The sequence below is a fragment of the Rossellomorea vietnamensis genome (assembly GCF_001305855.1).
GTDB classification, from domain to species: Bacteria; Bacillota; Bacilli; order Bacillales; family Bacillaceae_B; genus Rossellomorea; species Rossellomorea vietnamensis_A.
Genome location: NZ_LIXZ01000007.1, coordinates 159,637 through 177,037, shown reverse-complemented (window position 1 = coordinate 177,037; position 17,401 = coordinate 159,637). Strand labels below are relative to the sequence as shown.

The following is a 17,401-nucleotide window of genomic DNA, read 5'->3' as shown; positions in this document are numbered from 1 at the left end:
TACCGAAATAGTTAAAAGATGGAGCGAAGGATCGCTCCATCTTTTTAGTAGTTATTCACACACCCTGACATATTTTCCTTCGTGGTTTGAGGGTGGCAATGAGATTCTGGATCTTTTTCCGGCTCTACTTTCACCACTATCCACTTGTCACGATGAAATTGTACGGTTAGTACAACGGCTCGAAATGCAATATCCATGCCTATCGCTATCCAGACACCAAACAGCCCCCACTCCAACTGTATCCCTAATACATAAACAAATAGCGTCCGGATAGCCCACATACCGACTCCTGTTAAATACATCGGAAATTTTGTATTATTCGCACCTTGAAATGCACCTGTTAAAATAAGTACAATTGCCAAAAATGGCTGAAACACACCTGAAACCTTCAATGCTGTCCCGATGTTCCCAATCACTACTTTGTCTTCAGTAAATAAACTGCCTGCCGATCCGCCTAAGCTAAATAATATGATCCCAAAGACCGTCATACTTCCTATCGCTAAATACATACACAATTTTGCATATGTTTTCGCATCTTCAAACCTTCCTGCTCCCACCTGCTGACCAACCAGAATCGTTGCTGCTGTAGCAAATCCAAATCCGATCATGTAAGAAAAGACTTCAATATTACCTGCAATCTGATGGGCTGCGAATACATTTGTCCCAAGAGCCACAACAAATCCAAAGTAAACAATTTGACCTGCCCTCATGATCAATCGCTCACCTGCTGCGGGAGTTCCTAGGATAAACAGTTCTTTTAGATGAACAGAGTCTATTTTCCAATATTCTTTTTTGAATGTTAATGAAGTATTTTTTTGAATATAACCTAATAGGATAAAGGTTCCCAGAACACGGGCAATGACAGTAGCAGTTGCCGCTCCGACTATCCCCATTTCAGGTATAAACCAAAATCCAAAGATAAACACATAATCAAGTACCGCATTCACTATGTTAATGACAATACTCGTTTTCATCGGTGACTTTGTGTCGCCAGCCCCCCTGAGAATAGCACTCAAGACGAACATAAGCGCCATAAATATAGATGGAATCGCAACAATCTTAAAATATGTGACCCCCGCATCCAGTACATTGCTTTCAATCCCCATTAGTTTAAGCAATGGCTCTGCAAAGAAGATGGTAATGATTCCTGTGATTAGACCAATTATTATCGTAACAATGATCGATTGCTGAGCAATGTGCCGGGCTTTCTCTATTTTATTGGCACCTATAAAGTTAGCAATATATACATTAGCAGCTACTCCAAGTGCCATGAATAGAGCAAAATAGATGGCAAGAATCGCATTTGTTACTCCTACAGCCGAAACTTGTATTAATCCCAACTTAGACACAAAGTACGTATCTACAAAACCTAAAATAGTTTGAAAAAAGTTCTCTACAACTGCGGGCAGTGCGAGTAAAAGAATCAGCGTTATCTTTTTTCTAACAGTATCTGCTTCATCTACATTTTTAGCTTCAATATGTGTGGTCAGTTTCCTTCCCTCCTAACACCTTTTTATACGACACCTATATCTTTCCCGAAAAATATGAAGAAATTATGCAAACAAAAAGACACTCATATAATGAGTGCGCCCTCTTGAAAATTTAATATTTTATTTGGTTGCTCCCCCTTAGACATGCCCAAACTGACAGATTCCTGAATAGGTACGTTTAGCGGGGGACAGCTTATTGTTAGAATAGCCTGTCTTTTCTGTTCATATTATGTAAGTAAGAAAAGGGGGGCGATAAATATCCAGCCATATGAACTATTTGTATCCATCATTCTTTTTCTTATAGTGTTAATCTGCATGATTATGGCGAAAGTATTTAGAACAAAATTAGATTCGATGTCATTTATGATGATTTCTATGTACACAGGGATGAATGTAGGGCTGACATTAGGTATCCTTTTAGGATCACACTACCAGGGAGACTTATTCCTTTCCACTTTGTTATCCTTAGGTATTGGGGCGTTTTGTGGGTTCATAATTGGCATCCTTCATAGCGTTCTTTCAGCTATTGAAGGAATCATGGCAGGTCTTATGGGAGGTATGATGGGTGCCATGCTGGGAGAAATGATACCTATCACGGAAACTATAACCATTCTAAAAATTTTTTTGTTGCTTTCAATCAGTTCTATCTTTTTGTTTTTCATTCTACCTGGAAGACCGTCTTCGCAACCTTTTGTTACAAAAAAGTGGTTAGTCAAACCCCTTTTCGTATCCATCATCTATGTGACATTATTTGCTTCTGTTGAACTATTGATTTCTGCACCCGTTAGCTCTGATATCACCAAACATCCCACTGATTTTAACTCTCATACTCATGGCGAAGATACACCACATCTAAATGATTTAAATACTAAAAACATTGTCTCCTTAAATATGCATTACCAGCCATCTATCATTACAATTAAAAAAGATATTCTCACCAAAATCGTATTACACAACGAAGATCAGGTTGAACACGATATTGAAATAAAAAATATTGTTACTGACCGTTATATTAAAAAGGAGCAAAAACGCCGCGTTTCCAGCACCAAGGGTACCCTACACCTTCATGCAGATGCAAATAGTTCAAATCAATTAGAATTCGTCCCTGCTGAAAGTGGTGTGTATGAATTTTACTGCACCATTCCAGGACATAAAGAAAGTGGTATGTCAGGCACATTAATTGTGAATTAACTTCCAAATGTAAGATGTCTCAAACAGATTTCTTAGCCAAATTGATCAGATCCCAGACTTGACGGACTTCGCTAATATTAAAATGTTAGTTTTATATTTAATTAACAGTAATAATGAAGTGAAAATCCAAAACAGGGAAGTTCTGTGTCAGTACAGCAGGTCTTCCCTGAATTCATCTTACTAATATGTTGCTTAATCCTCTGAAGGAACAAGCGAGTCCCCTGCCCTTCCTTCATTTTCTCTATTATCTTAAAAAATCAATATAACTCTTTATACTCCTTTTCTTCCCTCGTCCTGTGCTTCTTAACTTCTTTTATTTTGTCTTTTAGCAGTACTTTTCACCTTCACTTCAATGAAGCCTGGAGTTTAATTGGAAAGACGAAATAAATGGTTCTTCTTGATTTGATAGACAAAATTCCTTCAATGCATTATTCATTAAATTGCAACTTTAAATCCTAACAATTTGCATGTTTCTTCCCTACGATTATGTGTAAAGGAGGCTACACCATGAAGATGAAAATAACATTTGTTACAGGCTTTTTATTGCTGCTATTGTCTGCTTGTTCAGCCAATCAGATGGATGATATGGAGGGGATGGATCATCGCAGCACCAATAAGGAAAAAACAGGACAAAATAATCAAACCTCACAAGGAACACAGGACTTAGCAAGTACAAAAGCTCCTGCGATTCTCGAGGGGAAAAATAATGAGTTCAACATCACAGCAAAAGAAGCCACACACCAATTAAGAGGAGATGTCTCTCTTACTGCCTGGACATTTAACGGATCCGTTCCAGGTGACCAGATTCGGATCAAGCAAGGTGAAGAAGTGAAAATAAAGCTGATCAATACACTCCCTGACCCTGTTACCATTCATTGGCATGGCATAACAGTAAAAAACAATATGGATGGCATTCCTGGTGTTACTCAAAATGCAGTGCAACCGGGGGAATCCTTCGTGTATTCTTTTACTCCAAAGGATGCTGGAACTTATATGTACCATACACATCAAGATGGAGTGGAACAAATGGATAAGGGATTGGCGGGCTCCCTCATTGTTGAACCTGTACAACCGGAAAAGCTGAATAAAGATTTCACCTTGGTCTTAGATGAGTGGATGAGCGGTGGGGATTCCTCCAGTATGATGGAGGGAATGAATATGTCCATGGAGAATAATGAAGAGGAAGAAAATCTGATGAGCCACAGCATGGACGGATATGACATCTATACTATTAACGGAAAGAGTGGAAAAGATATTGAACCGTTGAAAGTGAAGGAAGGAGATAAAGTAAGAATACGATTAGTAAACGTCGGATTTATGTCTCACAGCTTCCACCTTCACGGACATGAGGTGAAAGTGGTGGCCATTGATGGGCAATTAGTGAACCAGCCAAAAGGATTTAAAGATGAATTAGTATCAATCGCTCCGGGGGAACGATATGACCTGGAATTTATGGCAGACAATCCAGGGGAATGGTATTTAGAGTCACATGGTAATAAAGAAGGAACAAAAGGGATGAGGACCAAGATTCAATATGAACAACCTGTAGAGAATTCTGATCAATCCAATTCCACTGCAAACCTCCCTATTTTCGACTATACCACTTACGGAAAGTCGAAAGAAGCTAGTTTCACGTTAGACCAAACATACGATTTGGACTACACCATGAATTTGAATACTGAGATGAAAGACCATAAGATGGTTTATACCATTAATGATAAAGTTTTTCCTGAAACTGAAAATATTCAAGTAGAGGAAGGGGACCTTGTCAAGGTACGCTTAAAGAATGATTCTATGGCTGATGATCACCCTATGCATCTTCATGGTCATTTCTTTCAAATTCTGAGTAAAAACGGTAAACCTCTAACGGGTTCCCCAGTGATCAAAGATACGGTAAATGTAAAGCCTGGGGATGAGTATGTGATTGCCTTTAAAGCAGACAATCCGGGAGATTGGCTCTTCCATTGCCACGATCTTCATCACGCTTCTGCAGGGATGATGAACATGTTGAAATATAAAGGCTTCACTCCTGATTTTGAAATAGACCCAAATGCTCAAAACAGTCCTCATTAAACTCAAAGATGGCGACCATTTAAGGTCACCATCTTTTTTTATCCTTTTCTAAGCAACTGTTCCACTAATTATACTGCGCAGCGATTAGGACCCACTTCCATTTCCCTTTGTTGATCCTGATCAGGATTTTTCTTACCCATATTGGTCTTTCGAATGTCTTCATGACTATTGGGTTGTGGAGGTAAGTTCTCTGTTACAAGTTGACGGAACTCCTTTTCATCTTTTACATGTAAACGCTCATTCTTCTTGTATAGCTCCTCAAGCTTTGCATTGACAGTGCCGTCATCGTTGATTTCTTCCATTTCCCCAAAGTGAGCAGGAAGAACAATCAAATCATGTGATAACTCTTGATAGCGATCATACAAGGTTTTACGTAAATCATTTACCCAATCCTCAGCTTTACCTGCCAAATCAGGACGACCAATTGACTCGATAAATAATATATCTCCTGTCATCAAGTATTGATTGTCTACAACAAAACTCGTGCTGCCTATCGTATGTCCCGGAGAATAAAATGCAGAGATTTCGATCTTACCTCCAACATGAATGCTGATGCCATCCTCCAGCTTTTTATAACTAAACGTCAAGCCCTCATCGTCACTTGGTGGAAAATAATAGCTTGCGTTTGTTTCTTCAGCCAAGCTTTTACCACCAGAAATATGATCGGCATGAAGATGAGTATCAAGTACATATTTAATGGTTACACGTTTCTCCTCAGCGAAAGATTTGTACGCTTCTGTCATCCTACTTGGATCTACGACGGCAGCTTCCCCGTTTGAAATAATCATATAAGAAAGACACCCTTTACCAAGGCGAAGAAATTGATAAAGTTCCCCGCCATTTGAGAGATTTCCTACCTTCATTGGCTCTAAATGCTCGCTCCACGCTGTCATACCTCCCTTTAAATAGGTAATCCTTTTCACTCCTGCTTCCTCAAAGTTTTCTACTACCTTTTGAGAAGAGATTCCTTTTGCACAAACAACGTATACAATTTGGTCCTTTGGAAGCTGAGCCTTTACATCTTCCACCCCATTCTCTAGCTTCTGATAAGGTATATTCAAGCTCCGTACATTTCTTCCTTCAATAGCCCAATCGTTATAATCCTGTTCTTTACGGATATCCAACAGAAATACTTCCTCATTTGCAAGAATCTTGCGGGCTAGTTCTTTTGATTCCAACGGTTGTAATGCCATTTTAAAACCTCCATACTTTTAGAAAATGATTTGTCACCAGATCTTTTTTCCTACCGAATTTTTTTATATTCAGTAATGTCGGAAGGAAAGATATGTGCTCCTCTAACAAATACCCCATAACGTATAATTCTAAACGATGAATGTATTCGTATACTATTTTGACTAAGCTTATTAACCATTTATTAATCAATTTTCAGCAGTTTCGCATTGATTGCCACAATAACGGTGCTTAATGACATCAATACAGCACCAACGGCAGGACTCAATACAATGTCTGCGTTAAAAAAGATTCCTGCTGCCAACGGAATGGCAATAATATTGTATCCTGCCGCCCACCATAAATTTTGAATCATTTTTCTATAAGTGCCTTGAGACAGCTTGATGAGATTCACTACATCCTGTGGATTGCTTTTCACCAAAACTACATCGGCCGTTTCAATTGCCACATCCGTTCCCGTTCCGATAGCAATTCCTAAATCAGCTTTGGCCAATGCCGGCGCGTCATTGACTCCGTCTCCTGTCATAGCGACTTTCTTTCCTGATTGTTGAATTTCAATGATTTTATCCGATTTTTGATGGGGCAATACTTCAGCATAGGTTTGGTCTATTCCTAATCGCTCCGCTACATAGTTTGCTACCTGACGGTTATCCCCCGTTAACATAATGGATTCGATCCCCATTCCCTTCAATTCCTGAATGGCTGCTTTGGCTGTTTCTCTCACGATATCTGCTAACGCAATCATACCGGCTAATTCATGATGAACGAGAACAAAGACGACCGTTTTTCCTTCATTTGACCACTCTTTAAAGGAAGACTCATTGTATCTAATCCCTTCATCCTTCATATACCCGGGACTGACTACCATGATTTCCTTCCCCTCGATATTGGCTTTTAGCCCTTTTCCCGTAATGGATTCAAAATCTTTAATGGATTTAATAGATAGCTCCCTCTTCTCTCCTTCCCTAACAATCCCTTTTGCTATGGGGTGTTCTGATTGGGTCTCTACTGAAGTAGCGAGAGTGAGTACCCCAGCTTCATCCCATCCTTCACTTACGTCAACGTTTGTCACACCGAATTGCCCCTCCGTTAATGTTCCGGTTTTATCGAAAACGATGGCATCTATTTTTCTTGCCCCCTCAAAGTTTGTACGATTCCGGATTAACAATCCCTTTCTTGCTGAAATGGCAGTAGATACTGCGATGACAAGAGGAGCAGCCAAACCTAATGCATGAGGGCATGAAATGACCATTACCGTAACCATTCGTTCCATCGCAAAGGATAGGGAGTATCCCAGTGCCAACCACACAATAAAGGTTGTAACCCCGGATCCAAGGGCGAGGTAAAATAGCCACTTGGCTGCCCGGTTAGATAAATCCTGTGTTTTTGATTTTGATTCCTGGGCTTCTTTAACCAGGGTGATGACTTGAGAAAGATATGTATCTCCTCCTGTCTTTTGAACCTTGATGGTCAAGGAACCTTCCCCATTTATAGAGCCTCCGATCACTTCATTTCCTTTCTCCTTATCGACTGGAACCGACTCACCTGTAAGCATGGATTCATCAATGGCCGACTTTCCTTCCACGATTTCTCCATCCCCAGGTACTTTTTCACCTGGCTTTACCAGTACCCTATCCCCATGTTCAACTTTTTCCAAGGACACATCCCTAATGTTCCCATCGCTATCGATCAGATGGGCTTCTGATGGCATTAATTTCACCAGTTCCTCTAATGCCCTGGAAGCACCCATCACCGAGCGCATTTCAATCCAGTGACCAAGGAGCATAATATCAATCAATGTCGCAAGCTCCCAGAAGAAGTTATTTCCTTCAAGTCCAAACACAGCAAAAGAGCTGTACACATAAGCAACGACGATAGCCAAAGCAATCAGTGTCATCATACCTGGATTTTTTCCGGCAAGCTCATCTTTGGCTCCAGTTATAAATGGCCACCCTCCATAAAAAAAGATAACAGTAGAAAGTCCAAATAATATGTACATGTCAAAGGAAAAACGCCAATCTACATTTATTAACATTTGAATCATAGGTGAAAGGATAAGAATAGGAATAGTGATCAAAATCGATATCCAGAACCTTTTCTTAAAATCCTCCACCATATGATCATGATGATTGCCATGATCATGATGTCCGTTATGGTCATCTTCCTTTCTATGATGGTGATCATGAGAATGATTATGGTGTTCACTCATAAAAAAGTCTCCCTTCCATTTTTATATTGATAGAGATAGTATCCCCTGAGATTATGGATATTTTATGCAGAAAGAAATTCTTCCTATGCAAATATTATAGGTAGAAATAGGAAGACTATAACTCAAAGGAGTGATACCTTAATGAAGGCCTATAAAAAATTTGGTGGTATGATCCTCACGTCTACCATTGTCATGTATTTGTTTACGTACTGGAACACCTATAAGGTGGATCATATACTCTTCAGTGAATCCAGGGCCTATATGGCCGTGTTGATGGGTGCATCGATGGCTGTCATCATGTTACTCTTCATGCAAAACATGCTGACAAATCGCAAAATGAATCTCGGTATTATTGTGGGAAGTATTGTAGTATTCTTATTTTCACTTTACTTATTACGCAGTCAGACGCTCGTAGACGATGTGGATTATATGGAAGCAATGATCCCCCATCATTCCATTGCCATCTTAACCAGCGAACGCGCCCAAATTTCCGACCCAAGGGTACGTAAGCTAGCAGACGGCATTATCAAAACCCAAAAGAAAGAAATTGCGGAAATGAAGAAATTAATAGAAGAACTTGAAGATGAATAGGAAAAGAGCCATGTTACTGGTTGTAAGCAGTAACATGGCTCTTTTATTTAATGAAGAAAGCTCGTTTCAATTCAAAAAATCATTAAAATTTATCAAAATAAAAACCACCAAATATGTATTTGGTGGAGACGGTGGGAATCGAACCCACGTCCAGAAACATCGCCACTTAAGCGTCTACGAGCGTAGTCGATATATTCGCAAGTTCGCTACAGCTTCTGCCTATCGACGGGCGTCCGTGCAGCTAGTCTGATTGGTCTCTTCCTTTGTCCTCAGACGGTGGACTCCGGCGTAGCCTACTAAGTGTGAGTCCCTTACCCTACCACATAGGCGATGGAGGGAGGAACAGCTAAAGCGCTATTACGCAGCTAAAGCTAGGTTATTGTTAGTTTTGCCAGTTATTATTGGCTTTGGCGTTTTAACGTAGACGACCCCTACGGCTCGCGACCTAAGCTCGAACTATCCCTGTCGAATCCGTAACGTCCCCATGATAGAAAGGGAAGAACGGGAAAGAATAAGTTCAGCGTGTAAGTCACTTATTCAATTGTTCTTACTGCCGCAATATCCTTGCGACATATACTAGTATAACAAATCCTGAGATAATTGCAAATGCCAGATTCCGGAAATCTGTAGCACTACATTCCTTTTTGGCGCTGAGCCAGTTCCCTTTGGATGGAACGGTTCGCTTCTTTACGCTTCAAGTCTTCACGTTTATCATACTTCTTCTTACCTCGTGCCAGACCGATCAAAAGCTTCGCTACACCATTTTTGATGTATAGCTTCAAAGGAACGATCGAGTAGCCTGCTTCCTTGGAATCTCCGATCAGTTTATTGATTTGCTTTTTGTGAAGCAGTAATTTACGTGTTCTGAGCGGTTCGTGATTAAATCGATTTCCCTGCTCATACGGGCTGATGTGCATATTGTGTACGAAGATTTCACCGTCTTGGACACGGGCAAAGGAATCCTTCAAGTTCACGCGGCCGCCACGGATCGCTTTGATTTCTGTCCCCTGGAGGACCAGTCCCGCTTCGTATGTTTCTTCTACGGCATAGTCATGCCTCGCTTTTTTATTTTGGGCAATAAGCTTGCCTTCTCCCTTTGGCATTGGAATCCCCCTAGTCATTTCCGTCAGTTTACTCATTATTATCTCATATTTTTAAGAAAAATTGTATCGTTACACTCTGAAAAGAAAAGGAGCAAAGGTGACCCCTTGCTCCTGAACCTTTATTTCTTCTTTTTACGTTTGCTTCGAGGTGCATTTTCAAAGTGCTTCTTATTCGTCTTTTTCTTCTTGTTGTTGGGTTTACGTGTGGACCATTCTCCGTCTTTTTTCCGGGAAGAAGAATCTGATTTCCCTCGGTTTGTTTTTCCTTGATCTGACGAAATCGAACGTACACGGCCTTCGCGCTCTTTGCGTTTCCCTTTCATGCCGACAATTTCAAAATCAATGGCACGCTCATCCTTATTCACGCTCACGACACGTACCGTGATTTCGTCACCGATCCTAAACACATTGGCGGTTCTTTCACCAATCATGGCAAGATGACGCTCATCAAACCGGTAATAATCATCCGTCATGTAGCTTACATGGACAAGGCCCTCGATGGTGTTCGGCAATTCGACGAACAGTCCGAAGTTCGTCACGGAACTGATGATGCCGTCGTATTCCTCTCCCACTTTATCTTCCATATACTCTGCTTTTTTCAGTTCATCTGTTTCACGTTCTGCGTCCACTGCACGGCGCTCACGGCTTGATGTATGCTCCGCGATATGACCCATTTGCGCACCCCATTTTTCACGGGTGGCCTGATCTATCTTCCCTTCAATCAAATACGTTCTGATCAAACGGTGAACGATCAAGTCAGGATAACGACGGATCGGGGATGTGAAATGAGTATAGAACTCAGTTGCGAGTCCAAAGTGACCAAGGCTTTCAGGATCGTATTTCGCCTGCTGCATGGAACGCAGCATCATCGTCGAAACGACCATTTCTTCCGGTTCACCCTGTACGTCTTCGACTATTTCCTGAAGGGCACGGGGATGGATGCTATTAGCTGTTCCTTTCACGATCAACCCGAAATTGGTGATGAACTCGAAGAAGCGTTGAAGCTTATCTTCTTTCGGATCTTCATGGATACGGTAGATGAACGGAACTTCCATCCAGTGGAAATGCTCGGCAACCGTCTCATTGGCAACCAGCATGAACTCTTCTATCAGCTTTTCGGCCACTGAACGTTCACGGAGGACGACTTCCGTCGGTGCACCTTCTTCATCGACAAGCACTTTCGCCTCTTTGAAATCAAAATCGATGGCTCCACGTTTCATCCGTTTTGTACGTAGAACCTGGGCAAGGTCTTCCATTTTTTCAAACATCGGCACCAAAGTCTCATATTTCGTGCGGAGCTCTTCGTCTTTCTCAACCAGAATCTTATTTACATCTGAATACGTCATTCGTTCGGTTGTCTTAATGACACTCTGGAAGATTTCATGTTTGACGACATCGCCTTCAGGTGAAATTTCCATGTCACATGATAACGTTAAACGATCAACTTTTGGATTAAGGGAACAAATCCCGTTGGATAATCGATGAGGAATCATCGGGATGACCCGGTCTACAAGATAGACTGACGTCCCCCTATCAAAGGCTTCCTGATCGATCGGGGAACTCTCTTTGACATAGTGCGTGACGTCTGCAATATGTACTCCAAGCTTGTAGTTCCCATTGTCCAATTTCGTCACCGTTACGGCATCATCCAGATCCTTGGCGTCTGCACCATCGATTGTGACGATGGTCTGATCGCGGAGATCTTTCCGGTTCGGAATTTCCGATTCGTCAATTTCACTTGGCACCTTATTCGCCTGATCCATGACTTCCTCAGGAAATTCAACGTCAATCCCGTGCTTATGGATGATGGAAAGAATATCGACTCCCGGATCATTTTTATGTCCGAGGATTTCGATGACTTCCCCTTCGGCACTTTTACGTCCTTCAGGATAGGACGTCAACTTTACGACGACCTTATGTCCTTCGGCAGCTCCCATCTGGGCAGATTTCGGTATGAAGATGTCACTGGCAAACTTCTTATCATCAGGGATGACAAAACCGAAATGCTTGCTTTCCGTGAACGTACCGACCATTTGGTCGACACCGCGTTCGACGATCCGGACGACGGTCCCTTCTCTTCTTGAACCTGAAGAAGAGGTTGAGACCCTTACTAACACAATATCGCCATGCATCGCGTTATTCGTTTCGTTCGGAGGGATGAAGATATCGTCCATCCCGGATTCTTCCGGTATCACAAACGCAAATCCTTTTGCATGAGCCGATACTTTTCCCCTCACCAGATTCATTTTTTCAGGCAGGCCGTAGCGATTGCTTCGTGTGCGTACGACGAGACCCTTTTCTTCCATTACGACAAGTGCTTTGACAAAATCCTTGAAGTTCGTGGACCCTTCAATTCCGAATGCTTCTTCAAGCTCCTGCACTGTCAATGGTTTGTATGCTTCTTCCTTCATATAGGAAAGAAGCCTATCCACATGCACTTTAATATTTTCGTCCATGACAATCCCTCCTGATCATCGAATTCTTCAAACCGTCCAATCCAATTTCTCCAGGAAATCGTAGACGTCTTCATGAAGCTGTTCTTTTTCTTTATCCAATGTAATGACATGACCGGACTCTTCGTACCACTTGATCTCTTTCTCATCCGACTCCACGTTATCGTAAATGATATTCGCAGAATCCGTATTGATCATATGATCATGCCTTGCCTGTACCACGAACGTCGGTGAATAGATCATATCCACGTTTTCACGGACATCTGCAATCAATTCCTGCAGTGCCTTCAATGTATTCATCGGCGTTTTTTTGAACTCTTCTATTTCTTTTTCAATTTGTTCTTCCGGTTTTCCTTCAAACTTTTTAAATTCACGGGCGTAATCGACAACCCCTTTATACATCACGTCTTCACTTTTTATATACATTGGCGCACACATAGGGACAATACCCTTTACAGGTACAGTGTAACCTAATTTAAGAGAAAATACCCCTCCTAGAGAAAGGCCGGCAACCGCAATCTCTTCGTATCCCTTGCTCTTTAAATGCTCATAGCCTTCCATGACATCCTTCCACCAATCTTCGGGTCCTGTATGGACCAATTCTTCCGGTGGCACACCGTGTCCTTTATAATGAGGGGCGTGTGATGAATATCCCTTCTTTTCCAGGAAGCGTCCAAGCATCCGGACGTCTGCTGAATTTCCTGTGAATCCGTGAAGCAGCAATACAGCTCTTGGACCTGCTTCGAATGTGAATGGTTTTGGTAATACAGTTTTCATCGTACATGACTCCTTTTATCTCATTTTAAACAAACGTTTGATTAGTATCCAGAAACCTCGATTTTAAAGGCTTTATCATATTAAACGGTCGTTTAGATGATTTTCGTATGTAATGGGATGTTTGTGGATTTTTTGTTAAACAAACGTTTGATTAGCAGCTGAGAAGCTTGATATTACAGGCTTCGTTCTATTAAACGATCGTTTAGTCCACTCTTCCTCTCTATTTTTAGCAAACATCGGCCTGACAATCCAATATTCCGCTTATAAAATCGGTCTGATAAATAAAAAAACCTGACCTTAATGATCAGGTTTTGTTCGTATTAGATAGCTACGATGGCAATGGTTAGTACGAAGAATAGTACCGATAATACGATTGTGATTCTGTGCAGTACTAAGTCAATACCACGCGCTTTTTGTTTTCCGAAAAGTTGTTCTGCACCACCAGAGATGGCCCCTGAAAGTCCAGCACTTTTACCTGATTGAAGTAATACAAGAGCAATAAGTGCGATGGATACGATAATAAGTAAAGTGACGAGAATTGTGTGCATGAGTCCCACCTCCTGATACGAACATAACATTACTACTAGTTTACCATAGGAAAGATGGAGTGGACAAGGTAATATTGTTTGAATTGTGTAAAGAGTTACGACTGTCTGTCAAACCAAAAAAACAGCCCCGTCCAAAGACGGGGCTGCCTCTCTTCAATCGCTATTAGCGATTAACATTATAGAATGTTTTCGCTCCAAGATATTGAGCTGTGTGAGCCAATTGATCTTCAATGCGAAGAAGTTGGTTGTATTTTGCTACGCGGTCTGTACGTGATGGAGCACCTGTCTTGATTTGACCAGCGTTTGTTGCAACAGCGATGTCAGCGATTGTGCTGTCTTCTGTTTCACCAGAACGGTGAGAGATGACTGCTGTGTAACCAGCGCGTTTCGCCATTTCGATCGCGTCGAATGTTTCAGTCAGTGTACCGATTTGGTTCACTTTGATCAGGATCGAGTTACCGATACCTTGCTCGATACCTTGAGAAAGCTTCGTCGTGTTTGTAACGAATAGGTCATCCCCTACTAATTGAACCTTGTTACCGATACGGTCAGTCAGTAGTTTGAAACCATCCCAGTCGTTTTCGTCAAGACCGTCTTCGATGGAGATGATCGGGTATTTGTTACACATTTCTTCGTACCAATCAACCATTTCTGCTGACGTACGAACGACGCCTTCACCGGAAAGATGGTATTTACCGTCTTCTTTGTTGTAAATTTCAGAAGCTGCAACGTCCATTGCAAGAAGAACTTCTTCTCCTGGCTTGTAACCAGCTTTTTCAATTGCTTCAATGATTGTTGAAAGTGCTTCTTCATTGGACTTAAGGTTTGGAGCGAATCCACCTTCGTCACCAACTGCAGTGTTGTAACCTTTTGATTTAAGAACTGACTTCAAGCTATGGAAGATTTCAGCTCCCATACGAAGACCTTCTTTGAATGTAGGAGCTCCTACAGGCATTACCATGAATTCCTGGATGTCTACGTTATTGTCAGCGTGCTCTCCACCGTTCACGATGTTCATCATTGGTACCGGAAGCTGCTTCGCGTTGAATCCACCAAGGTATTGGTATAATTCCACTCCGAAGAAGTCAGCAGCTGCACGAGCAACAGCCATGGATACTCCAAGGATCGCGTTGGCGCCTAGTTTACCTTTGTTTTCTGTACCGTCAAGAGCGATCATCGCCTGGTCGATTGCTACTTGTTCAGTAACATCGTAACCGATGATTTCTTCAGCGATTTCGTTGTTTACGTTATCGACTGCATTTTGTACCCCTTTACCAAGGTAGCGGTCTTTATCTCCGTCACGAAGTTCAACTGCTTCATATTCACCAGTTGACGCTCCAGATGGAACAAGCGCGCGTCCGAAAGCACCTGATTGTGTGTAAACTTCTACTTCGATTGTTGGGTTACCGCGTGAATCCAATACTTCACGAGCATATACGTCTGTAATAAATGGCATTTAGAATCTCTCCTTATTTTTTAATTAATGATTTTCCAGTCATTTCGTCTGGTTGGTTTACATTTAATAGATCTAACATGGTCGGGGCAAGGTCTCCAAGGATCCCACCGTCACGAAGCTCCACGCCCTCTTTTGTCACGATGACAGGGACTGGGTTCGTCGTGTGGGCCGTCATAGGAGTGCCTTCTTCCGTCACCACTTCATCAGCATTCCCATGGTCTGCTGTGATGATGGCGGAACCGCCTTTTTCAGTGATGAGGTCGATGATCTTCCCTAGACATTCATCCACTGTTTCGATTGCTTTGATCGTTGGCTCAAGCTTACCTGAGTGACCGACCATATCAGGGTTGGCAAAGTTCAGGATAATCGCATCCTGACGATCTTCACGAATCTCTTCAAGTAGTGCATCCGTCACTTCATATGCACTCATTTCAGGCTTCAAGTCATACGTTGCCACTTTAGGAGAATCGATCAGGATCCGTTTTTCACCAGGGAATTCCTCTTCACGTCCACCGCTCATAAAGAACGTGACATGAGGGTATTTCTCCGTTTCAGCGATACGCAATTGCTTCAGTCCATTTTGAGAAAGGACTTCGCCAAGCGTGTTATCAAGGTTCGTCGGTTTGAATGCAACAAATCCGTCAACCGTTTCACTGAATCTTGTCAGGCAGACAAAGTGAAGACCTTTCGGGAACTTGTCTCCGCGATCAAATGAACGGAAATCTGCATTCGCAAATGTATTCGAAATTTGAATCGCACGGTCCGGACGGAAGTTGTAGAAAATGACTGCATCTTCGTCTTTGATTGTTGCGACCGGCTCTCCATTTTCTTTTGTAATGACTGATGGAATCACGAACTCATCATGGATTCCATTTTCATACGAATCGTTTACAAGTTCGATTGGATCCTGATAGCTTGGGCCTTCACCATATACCATGGCACGGTAGGATTTCTCCACTCGTTCCCAACGGTTATCGCGGTCCATTGAATAGTAACGACCTGAAATCGTCGCGAATTGACCGACGCCGATTTCCTTCATTTTTGCTTCAGCGTCTTCAATATACTTCTTCGCCGTTTGAGGGCCGACGTCTCGACCGTCAAGGAAGGCATGGACATAAACGTCTTTCATTCCTTCTTTGGCCGCTAAACCAAGAAGGGCATAAAGATGCTCGATATGGCTGTGCACTCCGCCATCCGAAAGCAGTCCGAAGATATGAAGATTCGTGCCTTTTTCTTTTGCATGATTGATGGCATCCAGGAACGTGGTATTCTGTTCGAATTCCCCTTCACGGATGGCCAGGTTCACACGGGTCAAGCTTTGGTACACGATACGTCCTGCACCGATATTCAAGTGACCCACTTCGGAGTTCCCCATTTGACCTTCAGGGAGTCCTACCGCTTCACCACAGGCGGTCAGTTGATTATGCGGATATTGATTCCACAGGCGGTCAAAGTTCGGCTTGTTTGCCTGAGCGACCGCATTTCCTTCTTTCACATCACGGAAGGCAAAGCCGTCCAGGATGATTAATGCTACTGGTGACTTACTCATTGTTACTAGCACCTTCTAACAATTGAAGGAAGCTTTGTGGTTCAAGGCTTGCTCCACCTACAAGGGCACCATCGATATCAGATTGAGCCATGTATTCTTTGATGTTGGCAGGCTTCACACTTCCACCGTATTGGATGCGCACAGCATCTGCAGCTGTTTCAGAGAATTCCCCTGCAACCACTTGACGTATGTGGGCACATACTTCGTTCGCGTCTTCCGCTGTAGAAGATTTACCTGTACCGATTGCCCAGATTGGCTCATAAGCAATGACCGTTTGTTTCACTTGATCTTCAGAAAGACCTGCAAGTGCTTTTTTTACTTGAGTTCCGACAAGATCCTTCGTTTCATTGTTTTCACGTTGTTCAAGAGTTTCCCCTACACACACGATCGGCGTTAAACCGTGTTTGAATGCAGCAAGAGTCTTCTTATTCACTGACTCGTCTGTTTCATTGAACATTTCGCGACGTTCAGAGTGTCCAAGGATGACATATTGAACACCTAAGTCAGAAAGGGCAACAGGACTTACTTCTCCCGTGAATGCTCCGTTTTCTTCAAAGTGCATGTTTTGAGCACCTACAGCCACTTTAGTATCCTTTGTCAAGTTCACAAGGGTTTCTAAAAATAGGGCTGGTGAACAAATGACAGAATCCACTACTTCCTGATCGGGCACAAGTCCTTTTACTTCTTCAGTGAAGGATTTAGCTTCTCCAAGCGTTTTATTCATTTTCCAGTTACCTGCAATAATCGGTTTACGCATAGTCCTCATCCTT

At 42.2% G+C, this 17,401-nt stretch carries 13 protein-coding genes and 1 other RNA gene; 3 read left to right on the top strand and 11 right to left on the bottom strand.

Features of this window, described 5'->3' with window-relative positions; genetic code table 11:
- Window positions 1-44 precede the first annotated feature (44 nt).
- On the bottom strand, window positions 45-1,478 hold the full coding sequence (locus AM506_RS11335) for an MATE family efflux transporter (RefSeq protein WP_152968580.1): 1,434 nt from the start codon (window positions 1,476-1,478) through the stop codon (window positions 45-47).
- Window positions 1,479-1,805: 327 nt separating this feature from the next.
- On the opposite strand from AM506_RS11335, the gene AM506_RS11330 reads away from it, so the two are divergent.
- Together AM506_RS11330 and AM506_RS11325 are read left to right on the top strand one after the other, a co-directional pair.
- The gene (locus AM506_RS11330; RefSeq protein WP_060672596.1) at window positions 1,806-2,681 is read left to right on the top strand and encodes a cupredoxin domain-containing protein; all 876 of its coding nucleotides are present in this window, start codon (window positions 1,806-1,808) and stop codon (window positions 2,679-2,681) included.
- Between the two features lie 507 nt (window positions 2,682-3,188).
- Window positions 3,189-4,754, top strand: a complete 1,566-nt coding sequence (locus AM506_RS11325; RefSeq protein ID WP_060672595.1) for a multicopper oxidase family protein — start codon at window positions 3,189-3,191, stop codon at window positions 4,752-4,754.
- 68 nt (window positions 4,755-4,822) lie between these two features.
- Here the strand turns inward: AM506_RS11325 and AM506_RS11320 are convergent, their stop codons facing one another.
- Both AM506_RS11320 and AM506_RS11315 read right to left on the bottom strand, forming a co-directional pair.
- Window positions 4,823-5,947 (bottom strand): MBL fold metallo-hydrolase, encoded by a 1,125-nt coding sequence (locus AM506_RS11320; protein WP_060672594.1) that lies wholly within the window; start codon window positions 5,945-5,947, stop codon window positions 4,823-4,825.
- Window positions 5,948-6,129: 182 nt separating this feature from the next.
- Window positions 6,130-8,154 (bottom strand): copper-translocating P-type ATPase, encoded by a 2,025-nt coding sequence (locus tag AM506_RS11315; protein WP_060672593.1) that lies wholly within the window; start codon window positions 8,152-8,154, stop codon window positions 6,130-6,132.
- A 141-nt stretch (window positions 8,155-8,295) separates the two neighbouring features.
- On the opposite strand from AM506_RS11315, the gene AM506_RS11310 reads away from it, so the two are divergent.
- Complete coding sequence (locus tag AM506_RS11310; RefSeq protein WP_060672592.1) at window positions 8,296-8,745, top strand: DUF305 domain-containing protein; 450 nt, start codon at window positions 8,296-8,298, stop codon at window positions 8,743-8,745.
- A 120-nt stretch (window positions 8,746-8,865) separates the two neighbouring features.
- Here the strand turns inward: AM506_RS11310 and ssrA are convergent.
- The 8 genes from ssrA to tpiA form a co-directional block, all read right to left on the bottom strand.
- Window positions 8,866-9,229: a transfer-messenger RNA gene (gene ssrA / locus AM506_RS11305) on the bottom strand.
- Between the two features lie 148 nt (window positions 9,230-9,377).
- Window positions 9,378-9,848 carry an SsrA-binding protein SmpB gene (gene smpB, locus AM506_RS11300; RefSeq protein ID WP_060672591.1) on the bottom strand — a complete coding sequence of 157 codons (471 nt, stop codon included), beginning with the start codon at window positions 9,846-9,848 and terminating at the stop codon, window positions 9,378-9,380.
- A 119-nt stretch (window positions 9,849-9,967) separates the two neighbouring features.
- Entirely contained in the window at window positions 9,968-12,304 is a 2,337-nt protein-coding gene (gene rnr / locus AM506_RS11295; RefSeq protein ID WP_060672590.1) for a ribonuclease R, read from the bottom strand.
- Window positions 12,305-12,331: 27 nt separating this feature from the next.
- The gene (locus AM506_RS11290) at window positions 12,332-13,078 is read right to left on the bottom strand and encodes an alpha/beta hydrolase (protein ID WP_060672589.1); all 747 of its coding nucleotides are present in this window, start codon (window positions 13,076-13,078) and stop codon (window positions 12,332-12,334) included.
- Between the two features lie 320 nt (window positions 13,079-13,398).
- Entirely contained in the window at window positions 13,399-13,626 is a 228-nt protein-coding gene (gene secG / locus AM506_RS11285; protein WP_060672588.1) for a preprotein translocase subunit SecG, read from the bottom strand.
- Between the two features lie 163 nt (window positions 13,627-13,789).
- On the bottom strand, window positions 13,790-15,082 hold the full coding sequence (gene eno / locus AM506_RS11280; protein WP_060672587.1) for a phosphopyruvate hydratase: 1,293 nt from the start codon (window positions 15,080-15,082) through the stop codon (window positions 13,790-13,792).
- Window positions 15,083-15,095: 13 nt separating this feature from the next.
- Complete coding sequence (gpmI, locus tag AM506_RS11275) at window positions 15,096-16,631, bottom strand: 2,3-bisphosphoglycerate-independent phosphoglycerate mutase (protein ID WP_060672586.1); 1,536 nt, start codon at window positions 16,629-16,631, stop codon at window positions 15,096-15,098.
- A complete protein-coding gene (gene tpiA / locus AM506_RS11270; RefSeq protein ID WP_060672585.1) occupies window positions 16,624-17,388 on the bottom strand; it encodes a triose-phosphate isomerase in 765 nt (254 codons plus the stop codon). The genes gpmI and tpiA overlap by 8 nt, the downstream gene beginning before the upstream one ends.
- Between the last annotated feature and the right edge of the window lie 13 nt (window positions 17,389-17,401).